This window comes from Oceanobacillus indicireducens (genome assembly GCF_014647195.1).
Classification (GTDB): domain Bacteria; phylum Bacillota; class Bacilli; order Bacillales; family Amphibacillaceae; genus Oceanobacillus; species Oceanobacillus indicireducens.
In genome coordinates, this window is sequence record NZ_BMOS01000005.1 from 741 (window position 1) to 17,884 (window position 17,144).

Here is a 17,144-nt window from a genome sequence, read left to right on the forward strand (position 1 = left end):
TTTCCAAGAAGTGGATAAACGCTTTGATAAAATTGATCAAAAGTTCGATAGCCTAAACCAAAAAGTAGGTGGAATTCGGATTGAACTTCACGAAACGCAGGAAACAGCTGAATTTGCCGCAAGTAAAGTTATTCAACACGAGAAAGAACTTCGCCACATTAACACACAATAACTGTCCCCCCATACGATAATATTTCCTTACAATAAAGCCCTTGGCAACTTCCATTGAAGTCTTCAAGGGCTTAAAAGTCTCCAGGGAACGTTACGAATTCTTGCTTCATATAGTTGAACCGCCGTATAAGGAACGGTACGTACTTGCTTAGGACGCGATATTCTTGTTTTCTCCATTTCTCATCGACAGTTAACATTTCCAGTAACTTTTTCTAAAATATTTTTATCTATTTGTTTACCGTTTACATTCCCATCATTTCAACCAAACGCTCAAAACGATGGCTTTGTTTGCCATTTTTCCCCACTTGAGCAATAAACTTCAATAAGCTATGATAATAAGCATTATAAGCATTTTTTTGATTCTTTAATCAGCAAGATTTTTACATCTAAGAGGGAAGTGATCGTTTGGAATGGATAAAGTTAATTGGTATTGTCGTTATCGTAGTCGGCTTTTTACTGAAATTTGACACGATAGCAATTGTAATCATCGCAGCTCTTGCAACTGCACTTGTTTCTGGTTTATCTTTCCCGGAATTTTTGTCCAGTTTAGGGCAAGCATTCGTGGATAACCGCATTGTTACCTTATTCTTACTTACGCTGCCATTGATTGGACTAGCTGAATCGCATGGGTTAAAAGAACAAGCAGTAAAAATCATTCAAAAGGTGAAAAGTTTAACAGCAGGGAAATTCTTAAGCGTTTATTTATTTATCCGCGAATTGGCGGGATTGTTCTCGATCCGTCTAGGTGGACATCCGCAATTTGTTCGTCCATTAGTTCAACCAATGGCGGAGGCTGCTGCAAAAACTACTGTTGGTGAATTAGATGAGAAAGAAAAAGAACAAATTAAAGCTCGATCCGCAGCTATGGAAAACTACGGTAATTTCTTTGGTCAAAATACGTTCGTTGCAGCGGGTGGTGTCCTATTAATCTCTGGTTCACTAGAGTCACTAGGCTATCATGCACCAGCTATTGAAATTGCAAAAGCCTCTATTCCTATTGCAATTATCATGATTATCGTTGGGATTATAGATAACCAGCGATTTGATAAAAAACTTAAAAACAATCAATCTAAAAGGAATAGGGGGTAGAGGTTATGGAAACATTTTTCGCTAATTTATTAGAATTTTTCTTTATTCTTATCGGAATTCAATTAGTTTATACAGCAGTTCGCGTATTTATGGATGAAACAAACCCTACCCGCTTAGGCAGTGGTTTATTCTGGTTGATTATCGGGGTTCTATTCGCTGTAGGTGAATACATCCCTTCTATGATAAGTGGTATTTTAGTAGTCATTCTTGGTGTGTTGACACTGTTCAAACAAGTAAATATGGGAGACGTCTATAATCCGGATCCGAAGAAAGCTGATGCTGAATCCGACCGTTTGAATAACAAAATTTTTATCCCGGTCATTTTACTAGCATTAATTGCATTAGTGGTTGCTACAATAATACCTGAATCTAGTGCATCGGTAATCGGTATTTCATCTGTCATTGCGACGATCGTTGCTGTTGTTATTATTAAACCTAAAAATAGAGAGATTCTTATTGAAAGTGATCGGATGGTACAGCAAGTCGGTACAACAGGTATGCTGCCGCAATTACTTGCAGCCCTTGGAGTCATTTTTACGATCTCTGGTGTTGGAGACGTTATTGCTGATATAATTGGTGGTATTGTTCCCGAGGGCAGCCAGTTAGCAGGTGTTATTGCATACGTCATGGGGATGGTTATCTTTTCGATGATTATGGGTAATGCATTTGCGGCATTCACGGTTATTACAGCAGGAATTGGAGTTCCGTTTGTCATGGCCGCGGGCGGTGACCCTGTTATTGCCAGTGCGCTCGCCATGACTGCCGGATTCTGCGGGACGCTCTTAACACCGATGGCTGGGAACTTCAATGCTCTCCCGGTTGCACTCCTGCAAATGAAGGATCAATTTGGCGTCATAAAAGCTCAAGCACCAGTTGCTGTTACAATGATCGTTATCCATATCGGGTTAATGTATTTCTGGGCATTTTAGTATTCATTAACACACACAACATGAGATATAGGAGATGAAAGAAATGAAAATTTTAGTTACAGGTTTTGATCCATTCGGTGGAGATACGACGAACCCTGCGATTGAAGCAGTGAAAAGACTGCCTGATGAAATCAAAGGGGCTACAATCATCAAATTGGAAATCCCGACTGTTTTCTTTAAAAGTGCTGAAGTTGTAAAAGACGCAATGAAGAAAGAGGAGCCGGATTATATACTAAACATTGGCCAGGCAGGAGGCCGTTTCGGGTTAACACCTGAGCGTGTAGCAATCAACCAAGATGATGCACGCATTCCTGATAATGAAGGGAATCAGCCAATTGATACGCCGATTCAGCCAGACGGAGAAAGTGCTTATTTCTCCCAATTGCCGATAAAAGCGATGGTCGATGCGATGAAGAATGCAGGTGTTCCAGCATCTATTTCCAATACGGCAGGTACTTTCGTTTGTAACCACATCATGTACCAAACACTTTATTTGACGCATACAGAATTTCCAAATGCGAAGGCTGGTTTCATGCATATCCCGTTCTTAACGGATCAAGTGATTGATCGCCCGGAGACAGCATCGATGAGCCTGGATGATTTAGTAAAAGGGATCACAGCTGCAATCGAAGCAATTGTTGAATTTGATGGAAAAGAAGATGTGAAAGTGGTTGGTGGGGCGACGCACTAATCATCTATAACGATTAAGGAAACCACAGGGATGTTATCCTCCCTGTGGTTTTTTACTATAGAAAAAAGTAACACATAGCATAAATGGACGGATAAAATTTGATGTCAGGACAGTTCTTGTGGTTTATTTTAACAAGAACTGTCCTTAGGTAATTGAATCATCTAGTATCGTAACATTCTTGCTTTAAACCATCTCTTCATTCCTATACTCAAAAATGCGAAATCCTAATGGAGAGACTTTTATCTTATCCAACGCTGTCAGTTGAACAGGCTCCCGAGAATAGACTGTATCTATACGAGTTCCAACAACTAGTTCGCTACGATATTTTTCGGGAAAATCTGGTAAACCTAACGTCTGTTCCTCCGTGCTATTATTTATAACAAAAAGGATACGCCGGTTATCTGCTTTCTTTTGATAAACCAATGTATTTGCTTCATTATCGTACATAACGATTTGGAATGTACCATCATTCCCAAAAGCAGGAATTGTTTTTCGCATTGCAATCAGATTTTTAACATACGTAAACAGCTCTCGATTCTGCTTCGTTTCGTCCCATATCATACATGCGCGGCAACCCGGATCTTGACCGCCTTCCATCCCAATTTCATCCCCATAATAGATACAAGGTGTACCAATGAAAGAGAGTTGAAAGAGATATAGAAGTTTCACACGATCTATCTCGCCATCTGCTAATGTCAAAATCCGCGGTGTGTCGTGACTATCAAGCAAATTAAAGGCAACTTCATTTACATTCGCCGGATACATATGCAATACATTGGTAATGGAATTCGCGAAGTCTTCAGGAGAGCGCTCATTTTTTGCAAGGAAATTGATTGCACTATTTGTAAACGGATAATTCATGACAGCATCGAATTGATCGCCGCCAAGCCAAGGCATTGAATCATGCCAAATTTCTCCTAATATATAAGCGTCCGGTTTCACTGCTTTTACTACACTTCTGAAATCTCTCCAAAAATGGTGATCCACCTCATTCGCGACATCTAAACGCCACCCGTCAATATCAAATTCTTCAATCCAGTAGCGGGCAACTTTCAATAAATAGGCTTTCACTTCCGGATTTTCCGTATTGAGCTTCGGCATGGATCCAACAAAGCCAAACGCATGATAGTTTGGTACTGGCTCTGGTTTTACAGGGAATTCTCGAAGATGGAACCACTCCGTATAAGCTGATTTCTCTTGTTTATCCAGTACATCTTGAAATGGTGGGAAATAATAGCCGCTATGATTAAATACCGCATCAAGCATGACACGAATTCCCCGCTGGTGACATTCACGAACAAGGCGGCGGAACGTTTCCTTATCCCCAAATTGCGGATCAATTTCCATGTAATCAATCGTGTCATATTTATGATTGGAATACGCTTTAAAAATCGGTGTGAAATAGATGCCATTAATTCCTAAATCAACAAGATAATCCAGGGAATCAATAACACCTTGGAAATCACCGCCAAAGAAGTTTGTTGCAGTCGGTGCAGCTGACCCCCATGGTAAAGTTCCCTCTGGATTTAATGATGGGTCGCCGTTTCCAAATCGTTCCGGGAAAATTTGATACCAAACAGTGTCCTTAACCCAGTCTGGTGCCTGGAAGACATCGATTTGATTCAAGTACGGGAAGCAGAAGTAATTGGAGATTTCTGCTGGAGGATCAGAATAAATACCACTCTCCGTGTAATAGCATGTTTCACTAGAATCCGTGCAGCGAAATCCATAGCGCATCCGGTAGAACTCAGGTTTTACCGCGATAAACCAATAATCATGTAAGGCGGTCGATCCCGACTTGATCATTTCAACCGTTTGCGTCTGCCATACCTCATCTTTCCAGTCATACGGGTCTCCAAACAGAAGTGCAACAGACTCCATATCATTCTTTTTCGTTTGCAGTACGATATGTAATGTGTCTTTGTCATAAGCGTATGCGAAGTTATTCTTTGGACGGTGGTAGATTGCTTCTTTTAGCATTTAATTTTTCTCCTTTCTGAAATAAAAACCCCGATTTCCATAGTGTTGGAAATCGGGGTTGTTGTCATTTGTACAAAGCATTGCCCTTAAGTTGTTCTCCATTTAATGTAATGTAAGCGGATTAGGTTGTCAACAAAATTTATTGTTGCCAGTCTACAATTACTGTATCAGTCCCATCGTGAGGAGTTGTAACAGAATGGTTAATACCGGACTCCCACTCCACGTTTCCTACAGCGTCTTTTTTAATGAATTTAAACTCTATGCTTTCATTGGCAGGAACACTTATATCATAATACCAACTAGGATACTCATATACAACCTGATTAAACATTGGCCCTATTGCTTCATCAGGATTCCAATTTCCTAGTTCACTTACATTACCAACAATATAAACGTTCGAACCAAGAGTAGTAAATGCGTTATTTACCACAAAACGCATCGTTATTTGTTTACCAGTTAGTAATTCGAAATCATTATATGAATTACTACTATTATTATTTGCTGTGTTTACGGTTATATCATGTTTACCAGGATTGATGTTTGGAAGAAGAATTTCTATCTCTGTGTCAGACCAAGATTGAATCTCTACAGTAGATGAACCTAATTGAACTGTTCCCTCTTCAGTACCAAATCCCTCCCCATTTATCGTAACCGTATTTCCAGCTTTACCTACCATCGGACCGACATGTCCTATAAGTGGTGTAGTAGAAGACTCAGTGTACTGCCAAACCGATACGGCTCTTGGGCTGAGATTAAACGAATCAACTGAACTATTTGAACTTACGGTTATATTAGCACCGTCTAATAGAGTGTTCAGTTCATCATTATACCCTCCCTCTGGTAAAGAGGTATTCAAATTGGTAATATTATAACTTTCATGTCCACGATTTACAGCGGTAACAACAACATTATTTCCAAATTTTCTTTCATAAATATAAACATCAGAGTTTATCCAACGTTCATTGGTATCTCCGTATCCAAGTGCAGGGTTGGATTGTCTCAGCGATGTAAGTTGACTAGTAATTTGATAGGCGTTTGTTGATGTATCAAAATTAGTCAGCGGTTTTCTGTTATCAGGATCGCTATCTCCAGTTAAATACTGTTCAGTTCCATAATATATAGTCGGAACACCTCGAGAGGTAAGTAATACAGCAAGGGCGATATCTGTATGTCTATTCGAGGATGCTTCTTCTGAAAACCTGCTCATGTCATGATTGTCTATAAAAGTTACTTGATCGATAACTTCATTATAATCTACAGCAGAGCTGTCAATCATTTCATGGAAATCGTACCAGTCAGAACTCCCGTCTTTCAATACATCACGGATTGATTGTCCGAATTGAAAATCCAGAAGACTCATGCCGCTCTCATTTGCAAAATGATGATTTTGTGGATCAATCTCACCCGATCCTAAAAACCACTCACCAAATGTAAAAACGGGTTCATAAGCATATATCTCACTCATTAAAGAAGTTTGCCAACCCTCTGGCATATGTTTAACAGCATCAACTCTGATTCCATCTATGCCTTTATCTAACCATAGCTTAATAGAATCTTTTAAATATTGATCCATTGTATCATTATGCAAGTTATAATCTGCCAAATCGTATAAGTTTCTATAGATACTGTCTTCATAGGAGGAAAAGTCTGTCCCGCCATTATGATGAAATATATTTAATGGATCATTTGAATAGCTTCCCAATAATGTTCCGTTATCGTATATGGCGCCATTTTCTGCATAAGAAGGATCAGTCTCTAAAGCAGGGGAAGAATGATTAGGCGTGAAATCTACAATGACTTTTATATTATTTGCATGTGCCGTTTCGATTAAACGGTCAAAATCATTGAAATCTCCATAATAAGGATTCGTTTTCTTATAATCTCTAGCCCAATACCCATGATAAGATGTATACCCACTGGGATGAAGTGCATAAACGTTTTCAACAGGTTGTGAGATCCAAAGTGCAGTTATTCCTAATCCAGTTAGGTAACCATCGTCTATTTTATCGATAATCCCTTGCCAGTCTCCTCCACAATATTTGTGAAGATTACTGCAGTCTGAACTATAAATATTGCCAGATGGATTATTTGTTGAATCTCCGTCGTAAAATCTATCAGTTACTATTTGATAGATAACATCTCTAGAATAATCAACCTTGTTTGAAACATCAGACTGCGCAGCCGTTGAAAAAGAAAAAGTGAAAAATAAAAATAAACTTAATGCAATCGATTTCATTAAAAGTCTTCTTTTATTCACCATATCACTCCTTAATAGTATGAGATTTTTTAACTACACTCTCCTTCCTAGCAATATAATTAACCCCGGCTTTTAATTGAATAAAAGCCGGGGTTGTCTGTGATAACAAATCATTGCCCTCAAATTTTATATTTAAGTATTTTCATGGATGTTACTCAATTAATATCATAAATAAAGGGACTTATCAATGGGTATTTAGTATTGCTTTTATCATTTTTGAAAAGTTTATGAAAACGCTTGCCAAATTAAATAGCTCGTTATAGAATGATATCAAAGCTAGAGCAAACGTTTGCGCAAAGCTATTGTACTAATCTGATTTAGGCATATGTTTCGTTGCTAGCTAAATTAATTTAAAAGGGGAGAGGAATTGAGATGAAGAAAAGATACTTGTTATTATCGTTCGTTATGTTTTTGTCCCTATTTGTTTTTTTGGCAGCCTGTGCACCAGACCGGGAGGAAGAAGTGAACAGTGGAAGTGAAGGTGAAGATAATGGAGAACAGGCGGAAAAACCAGAGGAGTTAACAGTCTGGGCAAATGATCAAGAAGAACAACTAGAAGCTGTTCGGAAAATAGCTGCCGATTATGAAGAGCAAGAAGGAATTAAAGTTAATGTGGAAGCGAAAAGTATGCTGGATCAATTACAAGAATTGTCATTAGCTGGCCCAGAAGGAAATGGCCCAGATTTATTCTATCAACCGCATGACCAAATAGGGAATATTGTGGCTCAAGGTCTTGCAGACCCGATTAATCTGACAGATGATGAACTAAGTCCCTATGCTGATGCTGCAGTGGAAGCAGTAACGTACAACTTTGATGGTGAAACTGATATATACGGAATCCCGGCAGTATTTGAAACATATGGGTTATTTTACAATACTGATATTGTGCCAGAAGCTCCTGAAACGATAGAAGACTTGAAGACGATCTTAGAAGAGAATACGAATGCAGCTGAGGACAAATATGGATTCTTAATGAAACCAGATGATTTATACTTTGCTTATCCGTTCTTCAAAAATTATGGTGGTTATATTTTTGGTGGAGATATAGGGGAGTATGATACTTCCGATATTGGTTTAAATAATAAGGGCGCTATAGAAGGTGGAGAGCTATTCCAATCATTCTTTGGGAAAGGATTGATTCCTTCATCAACAACAATTGATGTAATTGATGGATTATTCTCAGAAGGAAAAGTAGGCGCAGTTATTAACGGACCGTGGAGTATACCAGGTTATAAAGAAGCAATTGGTGATAGTCTTGGATTTGCTCCATTTCCTGCAATTAATGGTGAACCAAGTTCCACTTTAGTTGGAGTAAAGGCTTGGATGGTATCTTATTACTCTGAAAATAAAGATTGGGCTAAAGATTTAGCTTTGTTTATGACAAATGAGGAGAATTTGGAATATTACTTTGATGTGGCAGGAGAGCTCCCTCCAAATACGGCAGCATTAGAAAGTATTGATGACCCAATTTATGCTGCGTTTGCAGAACAAATTGAATATGGCGTACCAATGCCAAGTACACCTCAAATGTCTCAAGTTTGGGAACCAATGAACAATGCTTTACAATTCCTTGCTGAGGGTGAAGAAGCGCAAGCAGTTCTTGACGAAGCAGCTGAGCAAATTCAAACAAATATAAATGCAAGTGGTGGAGGTCAATAAAAGCAAAATAATAATGGGAAGGTTATTCTTCCCATTATTACTTTTAATGTTTAATAGAAAAAAGGAGGCAAACCGTTTTGTCTACTCCAGCAAAGAAAAATCCAGATGAAAATATAGAACAAAAGAAAGTAAGGAAGAATGACAAATGGAAGAAACATAGTCCGAAAGTGGCAATGATATTATCGATTGTTTTTGCAGGGTTCGGTCAATTATACAATAGGCGATATCTAAAAGGAACAATCTTTATTATCATGGAATTAGCTTTCCTTGTTGCATTTTTAGAATCTATTAACTATGGTTTATGGGGTCTACGTACATTAGGAACTATTCCCGGTACGGACCATTCTATCAGATTGTTAGTTTTAGGTGTATTGTCATTGATTGTAACCGTTATTGTGATCACTCTTTATGTATTTAATGTTATCGATGCAAAAAAACAAGCTGAAAAATTACGAGATGGTTGGAAGCCATTAAAGTTGAGAGCATCATTTAAAGAATTTTATGACCGTGCATTTCCTTATATAATGACGTTTCCCGGTTTACTACTTATGATTTTTGTTGTTATCTTCCCTTTATTATTTTCTGTGCTTTTGGCTTTTACGAATTATGATTTATATAATTCACCACCTCGTAATCTAGTCGATTGGGTAGGATTTGATAATTTTAAAAACTTGGTCACAGTACCAATCTGGCAAGATACATTTATAAGTGTGTTTTCGTGGACTATTGTATGGACAGTTGTTGCAACTACATTACAAATTGCACTTGGTTTCTTTTTGGCTGTTCTTGTAAATGATCCACGAGTTAAATTTAAAAAATTGATTCGTACCATTTTAATTCTACCTTGGGCAGTACCAGCGTTTGTAACTATACTAGTGTTCTCAGCGATGTTTAATGATGATTTTGGAGCTATAAACAGGGATATTATTATTCCGTTATTAGGTGGAAATGGCGTATCTTGGTTGAGCGATCCTTTATATACTAGAATAGCTATTGTCATGATTCAAACGTGGCTTGGATTTCCGTTTATTTTTGCTTTAATTACTGGGATATTACAGAGTATTTCCAAAGATTGGTACGAAGCAGCTGACATGGATGGTGCCTCGCGTTTTCAAAAGTTTAGAAACATAACATTTCCCCACGTGATGTTTGCTACTGCACCATTATTAATTATGCAATATGCTTCAAACTTTAATAATTTCAATGTCATTTATTTATTTAATGAAGGTGGCCCACCTATTCGAGGGCAGAATGCTGGAGGAACGGATATATTAATTTCCTGGGTATATAAGCTAACTTTTGATACAAATAATTACTCTATGGCTGCAGTAATCTCAATTATAATGGGGTTAATTGTTTCAGGATTTGCATTTTATCAATTCAGAAAGACAAGATCATTTAAAGAAGAGGGTGAAATCTAATGAATAGAAAGCAAAAGTCCAGAATGGAGTTAGCCTTCATTTATATAATAATTGCAGTTGTAGCAATTATTATATTTTATCCTTTAGTATGGACAGTTGGTATGTCTTTCAACCAAAGTACTAGTCTATATTCATCCAGTTTAATACCAGAAAATTTCTCATTAGATCATTATAAATGGCTATTTAGTCCAGACAGTGATTATTTAGTATGGTACAAAAATTCATTAATTGTTTCTATTGCAAATGCAATAGGAAGTGTAGTTCTAACTTCATTAGTTGCTTATGCATTTTCTCGATATAAATTTGTTGGAAGGAAAAATGGTTTATATATCTTCTTACTCTTGCAAATGTTTCCAGTTATGATGGCGATGGTTGCTTTGTATATCTTTTTGAATATGCTAGGTTTATTAGACACCCTGTCTGGTTTGATTTTAATATATCTTGGTGGTCAAATTCCGTTTAATGCATGGCTTGTTAAAGGATATTTTGATACAATACCTCGCGAATTAGATGAGGCAGCAAGAATAGACGGAGCAGGACATCTAAGGGTGTTTTGGAGTGTAATGCTACCACTCGCAAAACCCATTCTTGCAGTAGTAGCTTTATTCAACTTTATGACTCCTTTATTTGATTTTTTGCTACCCTCAATTGTACTTTCAAGTGAGGAAAATTATACATTAGCGGTTGGTCTATACAACTTTATTAATGATCAATTTTCAAATAACTTTACTAGGTTTGCCGCAGGATCTGTCTTAGTGGCAGTACCTATTGCAGCAGTATATTTATTCTTGCAGCGATATCTGATATCAGGACTGGCAGCTGGGGGAACGAAAGGTTAAACTTCTTAATAGAAACACTAAAAATTCTTAAAGTCTTGGAATCCTGTCCATTCTATGATGAATTATTGATTTCATTAATTATACCAGAGGACAGCTTGCTATTTCAGACTGCAAAAGTTGAATGATAAATAAACAGGAGGGTGAAATGGAAAATGGTAACAATAAAAGACATAGCAAAGGCAACAGGTGTATCACCCTCTACTGTTTCTAGGGTAATTGCCGATAATCCGAGAATTAGTCCAGATACAAAGAAAAAAGTACGAAAAGCAATGAAAAAGCTAGGTTATCATCCGAATATCCATGCACGAAACTTAGTTGCCAAATCAACAAAGGCAATCGGTGTTATCTTGCCGTCATCTGCTGACAAAGCATTGCAAAACCCATTTTTCCCAGAAGTATTGCGGGGAATTGGATCTGTTACACATAAGGAACAATATACGATGATGCTTTCCAGCGGACAAACAGAGGAAGAAATACTTGCGGAAGTTGAACGTATGGTTTATGGCAGTTATGTTGACGGCATGATCTTACTTTATTCCCGAATGAATGATCCTGTTACGCAGTTCCTGAGGGAAAGAGAATTTCCATTTGTCATCGTTGGAAAACCCTATGAGAACATCAGCGAAACAACCCATGTCGATAATGATAACTTTTCAGCAGGAAAAGAAATTACCGAACATCTTATTGAACAAGGGCATAAAAAAATCGCATTTATTGGTGGGGCGAGGGATTTATTCGTAACAGTTGACCGTGAGGAAGGCTATAAAGCAGCACTGGATGAAGCTGGGCTAGAAAATAAAGAAGCGTATCAGATTCATACCGAATTTCTGAAATCAGGAGGGCGGGAAGCTGTAGAGAGTTTATTAGCGCTCGAGACCCCTCCGACAGCGATTGTAATTAGTGATGATTTAATTAGCTTAGGTGTTTTAAGCATGCTTGAAGATTCAGGATTGCATGTTCCAAAGGATATTTCGTTAGTAAGCTTCAATAATGTATATTTATCAGAAATTACGCGTCCTGCGTTAACAACAATTGATATACAAATCTATGAATTAGGCGCACAATCAGCTAAAGCGTTAATAGAAAAGACAGTTAATAAAAAGGAACCGGCAAAACGGATCATCATTCCGCACAACGTAATTTACCGTGAATCCGTAAGTGAATATAAGTCTGAGTGAATATGGAAGATTGACTAAACCCCTGCGCATGGAAAAGCGGATTCACCAGAGAAATAGCCGAGAAATAAACGAAGGAGGAATCGTCCTATGACAAAAATTCGTGTTGCTGTCATTGGCTGTGGAAGTATTGCAAAACACCGCCACTTAATCGAATACAACAATAACCCACATGTGGAGATTGTCGCAGTGTGTGACATTAATGAAGCAAGAGTAAAAGAAACTGCTGAAAAATATCATGCTAAAGCATATACAAGTTATGAAGCATTGCTGGAATCAGAAAATATCGATGCAGTGAGCGTCTGTCTCCCTAACTATTTACATGCAACAGTAAGTATCGCTGCCCTAAATGCAGGCGCTCATGTCTTATGTGAAAAACCGATGGCAACTTCCCGTGAAGAAGCTGAACAGATGATTGAAGCAGCCGAGAGAAATAATAAGAAACTCATGATCGGCCATAATCAGCGCTTCGTTTCTTCTCATCAAAAAGCAAGGAAATTAATCGAACAAGGTGAAGTTGGAAAAATTTATAGTTTCCGTACGAGTTTTGGACATGGTGGTCCAGAAGGCTGGAGTGCAGACGGAGCGGACAGTTGGTTCTTCAAAAAGGATCAGGCCTTTATCGGAGCAATGGGTGACCTTGGTGTACATAAAGCGGATTTACTGCGTTATCTGTTAGGTGAGGAATTCGTAGAGGTAGGAGCTTTTGTCGAAACGAATGCGAAAGAAAATATCGATGTCGATGATAATGCAACGTTAATTTTAAAAACAACAAGCGGCATCGTCGGTACACTGGCAGCAAGCTGGGCATATACCGCAAAAGAAGATAATTCAACGATTCTTTATGGGGAAAATGCAACGTTAAGGCTTGAGGATGACCCCGAATATTCCCTTATTGTGCAATACAATAATGGGGAGGTAGTGAAGTATGAGTTGGATGGCATTCAATCGAATGAAGATGGTGGTCAAACAACCTCACATACAATCGATCATTTCGTCGAATCCATTCTTCATGATACAAATCCATTGATTGATGGCGAGGAAGGCAAGAAATCATTGCAAGTGATTCTAGGTGCTTTGGAATCAGTGGAAACGAAACGAATTATCAGCTTGGAGAAGTGAAATTGATGCGGAAATTGAAAATGGGAATCATCGGACTAGGTGGGATAGCGCAAGATCGCCATATCCCAGCCTACCAGGCATTATCAGACAAAGTAGAAATTACCGCAATACAAGATCTTAAAATTACAAAAGCAAAAGAAGTAGCGAAAAAATTTAATATCCCTTACGTGTTTTCCAATTATGAAGAACTTTTTGCCGCCGTTGATGCGGTGACAATTTGCACACCGAATAAATTCCATGCAGAAATCTCTATCGCGGCATTAGAAGCGGGAGTCCATGTTTTATGTGAAAAACCCATGGCCATCACGGCCAAAGAGTGCGATTTAATGATTGAAGCAGCAAAGAAAGCGAATAAATGTTTAAGCATTGCGTATCATTATCGGTTCATGGACTCTGTTCAGCTGGCCAAACAAACGATGAAAGAAGTCGGGGACCCGCTTGTAGCAAGGGTCCAGGCATTGAGGTGCCGGAAAGTTCCAGGCTGGGGTGTGTTTACGAATAAACAATTACAAGGCGGAGGAAGTCTGATAGATTGGGGTTGCCATTTTTTGGATGCAGCACTTTGGCTATTAGATGAACCCAACGCAGTAGAAGTAACAGGAACAACGTATAACAGATTAAGCAAAACGCCAAATCAGCTCAACGACTGGGGCAGTTTTGATCATGAATCTTTTGATGTGGATGATCATGTATCTTCCTATATCCGATTTGAGAATGGTGCCTCTATGTTATTTGAATGCTCTTGGGCAGCAAATATAAAAGAAGATACGACAAATGTAAGCATATCCGGTTCGGATGGGGGATTGAATGTATTCCCATTTGAATTCTACCAGTCAAAAACTGGAGCATACCTAACAACCACAGCAAAAGTGGAAGATGATCAAGCAAAAGCAGGATATCTTCAGGCTAAAAACTTTATTGAAAGCTGTCTTGGGGAAGCTGAATTAGTGAACAAACCTGAGCAAGCGAGAACGGTTACCAAAATAATTGAAGCGATTTACAAAAGTAGTGAAAGCAAATCAAGTATAACATTAAATTAACTGGAGGCGGTATCCATGAAATTAGGCGTATTTACAGTATTATTTAATGAAAAACCTTTTGAAGAAATGTTGGATCATGTAAAGCAAGCTGGATTACAAGCAGTTGAAATTGGTACTGGTGGGAACCCTGGTACTGCTCATTGTGATGTGGATGAACTACTCGCGAGTGAGGATAAACGGAAGGAGTTTATCGATAAAGTTCATTCAAGGGGCTTAACGATCAGTGCATTCAGCTGTCACGATAACCCGGTTTCCCCAAATAAAGAACATGCAAAAAAATCCCATGATACGTTCGTGAAAACCGTGAAACTTGCGCAAATGTTGGATGTACCAGTCGTCAACACGTTTTCCGGTACACCAGGAGCGCATGAAGATTCCAAATACCCTAACTGGCCTGTCACACCATGGCCAACCGAATACACGGATATTTTAAATTGGCAATGGGAGAAAAAATTGATTCCTTATTGGAAAGAGCAAGCCCAATTTGCAAAAGATCATGGGGTGAAAGTTGGATTGGAACTTCATGCAGGTTTTCTCGTTCATACTCCTTATACATTACTGAAACTGCGAGATGCAACGAACGACGCAATCGGTGCTAATCTGGACCCAAGTCATTTATGGTGGCAAGGCATTGACCCGGTTGCAGCGATTAAAATATTAGGTAAGGAAAATGCGATTCATCATTTCCATGCGAAAGACACATATATTGATCAAGATAATGTAAACATGTATGGCCTGACAGACATGCAGCCATATGCAGATGTAAAGACGCGTGCATGGAGTTTCCGTTCAGTCGGGTACGGTCATAGTATCCAAGAATGGTCTAACATTGTGAGTGCGTTACGGACGTATGGTTATGATTATGTCATGAGCATTGAACATGAAGATCCGATCATGTCGATTGATGAAGGCTTTCGCGCAGCAGTTCGAAACTTGAAAGCTATCAATATGGAAGAGGCCCCCGCTAATATGTGGTGGGCATAATCTTGCTTTACAGGAAAACAATTAGCTGATGTTTGATATCAAACCGTTCAGCTAAAGGAGGAAATAAGTATGACTAGCCAGTGGTGGAAGGAAGCGGTAGCCTATCAAATTTATCCGCGAAGTTTTATGGATTCAAATGGAGATGGCATCGGGGATATCCAGGGTATCATCTCGAAATTGGATTATTTACAGGATTTAGGGATTGATGTCATTTGGGTCTCACCAATCTATCCGTCTCCGAACATTGATAATGGTTATGATATTAGCGATTACCAAGGGATTTCAGCCGAATACGGAACGATGGAAGATTTCGATGAATTGCTGCGGAAGGTACATGCCCGTGGTATGAAATTGATTATGGACCTTGTCATTAACCATACATCAGATGAGCATGAATGGTTCATTGAATCCCGTTCTTCAAAGGACAATGCCTACCGGGATTATTATATTTGGCATCCTGGAAAAAACGGCAAAGCCCCGAATAATTGGGAATCTATCTTTGGAGGATCCGCCTGGGAGTACGATGAGAAGACTGGAGAATATTACATGCATGTTTTCGCCAGTAAACAACCAGACCTCAACTGGGAAAACCCGGAAGTTCGTCACGATTTGTATAAAATGGTGAATTGGTGGTTGGACAAAGGAATCGATGGTTTCCGGGTCGATGCGATTTCACATATTAAAAAAGTTCCCGGGTTTCCAGATATGCCGAATCCCGACAATCTAAAATATGTTCCTTCGTATGAGGGACATATGAATCGACCTGGAATTGAAGTTTTCCTGGAGGAACTGAGAAAAGAAACGTTTGATAACTATGATATTATGACCGTCGGAGAAGCGAACGGAGTCAAAGTTGAACAAGCGGATGCATGGGTCGGTGAGGAGAATGGCTTTTTCAATATGATCTTCCAATTTGAACACTTGGACCTTTGGGGCAAGAGTGCAACAGGCGGACTCGATATGCAAGGACTTAAAAAAGCGCTCAGTAAATGGCAAAAAGGTCTGGATGGTGTCGGTTGGAATGCGCTGTTCTTAGAAAACCATGACCAGCCTCGTTCTGTTTCCACATGGGGAAATGATACGGACTTGCGGGAAAAATCGGCAAAGAGCTTTGCAACCATGTACTTTTTAATGCAAGGAACACCGTTTATTTATCAAGGGCAAGAGATTGGGATGACGAACGTCGAGTTTGATTCCATTGATGATTATAATGATGTTGCAATTAAAACACTTTATAAAGAAGAACGGGAAGCCGGTAAGAGTCATGAAGAGGTAATGAAAATCATCTGGAAGAGCGGCCGGGACAACTCCCGAACACCGATGCAATGGAATAGTAAGGAAAACGGCGGATTTACAACGGGAACACCATGGATGAAAGTAAACCCAAATGTGAAGGAAATTAATGTAGAAGCCGAGCTGAAAGATCCTGATTCGATTTATCATTACTATAAAAAGTTGATTGAGCTGCGCCGTGGAAATGAGACACTCATATACGGCAGCTATGAACTTATCTTAGAAGAACATGAGCAAATCTATGCTTACGTACGAACGTTAGGCGAGGAGCAGTATGTTATTTTAACAAACTTATTGGATGGTACTGCTGATTTCGAGTTCCCTGAAGATTTACTAGGGAAGCAGGCGGAATTGCGATTAAGCAACTATCAGGTGGAAGAGGCTCATGAAACACTGGATACGATGACTTTCCGTCCGTATGAAGCCCGAGTGTATCAAATAAAATAAGATGTTGCTTGATCATTCAGGAGTAACCTGCTCATAAGGAAGCAATC

The 17,144-nt window shown here is 38.9% G+C and carries 13 protein-coding genes; 11 read left to right on the top strand and 2 right to left on the bottom strand.

What is annotated here, in order from left to right:
- The first annotated feature begins 576 nt into the window (after window positions 1-576).
- Genes IEX94_RS04580 through pcp form a run of 3 tightly spaced genes read left to right on the top strand, consistent with a single transcriptional unit; the run spans window position 577 to window position 2,880 of the window.
- A complete protein-coding gene (locus IEX94_RS04580; RefSeq protein ID WP_188856220.1) occupies window positions 577-1,260 on the top strand; it encodes a DUF969 domain-containing protein in 684 nt (227 codons plus the stop codon).
- Between the two features lie 5 nt (window positions 1,261-1,265).
- A complete protein-coding gene (locus tag IEX94_RS04585; RefSeq protein ID WP_188856221.1) occupies window positions 1,266-2,189 on the top strand; it encodes a DUF979 domain-containing protein in 924 nt (307 codons plus the stop codon).
- A 43-nt stretch (window positions 2,190-2,232) separates the two neighbouring features.
- Window positions 2,233-2,880 (top strand): pyroglutamyl-peptidase I, encoded by a 648-nt coding sequence (gene pcp, locus IEX94_RS04590; RefSeq protein ID WP_188856222.1) that lies wholly within the window; start codon window positions 2,233-2,235, stop codon window positions 2,878-2,880.
- A 183-nt stretch (window positions 2,881-3,063) separates the two neighbouring features.
- On the opposite strand, the gene IEX94_RS04595 is transcribed toward pcp, so the two are convergent.
- Window positions 3,064-4,860 (bottom strand): alpha-glycosidase, encoded by a 1,797-nt coding sequence (locus IEX94_RS04595; RefSeq protein WP_188856223.1) that lies wholly within the window; start codon window positions 4,858-4,860, stop codon window positions 3,064-3,066.
- Between the two features lie 139 nt (window positions 4,861-4,999).
- Entirely contained in the window at window positions 5,000-7,120 is a 2,121-nt protein-coding gene (locus IEX94_RS04600) for an alpha-amylase family glycosyl hydrolase (RefSeq protein WP_188856224.1), read from the bottom strand.
- A gap of 369 nt (window positions 7,121-7,489) precedes the next feature.
- Here IEX94_RS04600 and IEX94_RS04605 point away from each other — a divergent pair, with 369 nt between their 5' ends.
- From IEX94_RS04605 to IEX94_RS04640, 8 genes are all read left to right on the top strand, one after another.
- Window positions 7,490-8,776: a sugar ABC transporter substrate-binding protein gene (locus IEX94_RS04605; RefSeq protein WP_188856225.1), complete on the top strand. Its 1,287-nt coding sequence runs from the start codon at window positions 7,490-7,492 to the stop codon at window positions 8,774-8,776.
- A gap of 173 nt (window positions 8,777-8,949) precedes the next feature.
- Entirely contained in the window at window positions 8,950-10,197 is a 1,248-nt protein-coding gene (locus IEX94_RS04610; RefSeq protein WP_156857171.1) for a carbohydrate ABC transporter permease, read from the top strand.
- Window positions 10,197-11,036: a sugar ABC transporter permease gene (locus IEX94_RS04615; protein ID WP_156857142.1), complete on the top strand. Its 840-nt coding sequence runs from the start codon at window positions 10,197-10,199 to the stop codon at window positions 11,034-11,036. The genes IEX94_RS04610 and IEX94_RS04615 overlap by 1 nt, the downstream gene beginning before the upstream one ends.
- Before the next feature lie 152 nt (window positions 11,037-11,188).
- On the top strand, window positions 11,189-12,214 hold the full coding sequence (locus IEX94_RS04620) for a LacI family DNA-binding transcriptional regulator (protein ID WP_188856226.1): 1,026 nt from the start codon (window positions 11,189-11,191) through the stop codon (window positions 12,212-12,214).
- A gap of 87 nt (window positions 12,215-12,301) precedes the next feature.
- Window positions 12,302-13,333: a Gfo/Idh/MocA family protein gene (locus IEX94_RS04625; protein ID WP_188856227.1), complete on the top strand. Its 1,032-nt coding sequence runs from the start codon at window positions 12,302-12,304 to the stop codon at window positions 13,331-13,333.
- 5 nt (window positions 13,334-13,338) lie between these two features.
- A complete protein-coding gene (locus tag IEX94_RS04630; protein ID WP_188856330.1) occupies window positions 13,339-14,373 on the top strand; it encodes a Gfo/Idh/MocA family protein in 1,035 nt (344 codons plus the stop codon).
- 15 nt (window positions 14,374-14,388) lie between these two features.
- Window positions 14,389-15,357 carry a sugar phosphate isomerase/epimerase family protein gene (locus IEX94_RS04635; RefSeq protein ID WP_188856228.1) on the top strand — a complete coding sequence of 323 codons (969 nt, stop codon included), beginning with the start codon at window positions 14,389-14,391 and terminating at the stop codon, window positions 15,355-15,357.
- A 69-nt stretch (window positions 15,358-15,426) separates the two neighbouring features.
- Complete coding sequence (locus tag IEX94_RS04640) at window positions 15,427-17,097, top strand: glycoside hydrolase family 13 protein (RefSeq protein ID WP_188856229.1); 1,671 nt, start codon at window positions 15,427-15,429, stop codon at window positions 17,095-17,097.
- Window positions 17,098-17,144 lie beyond the last annotated feature (47 nt).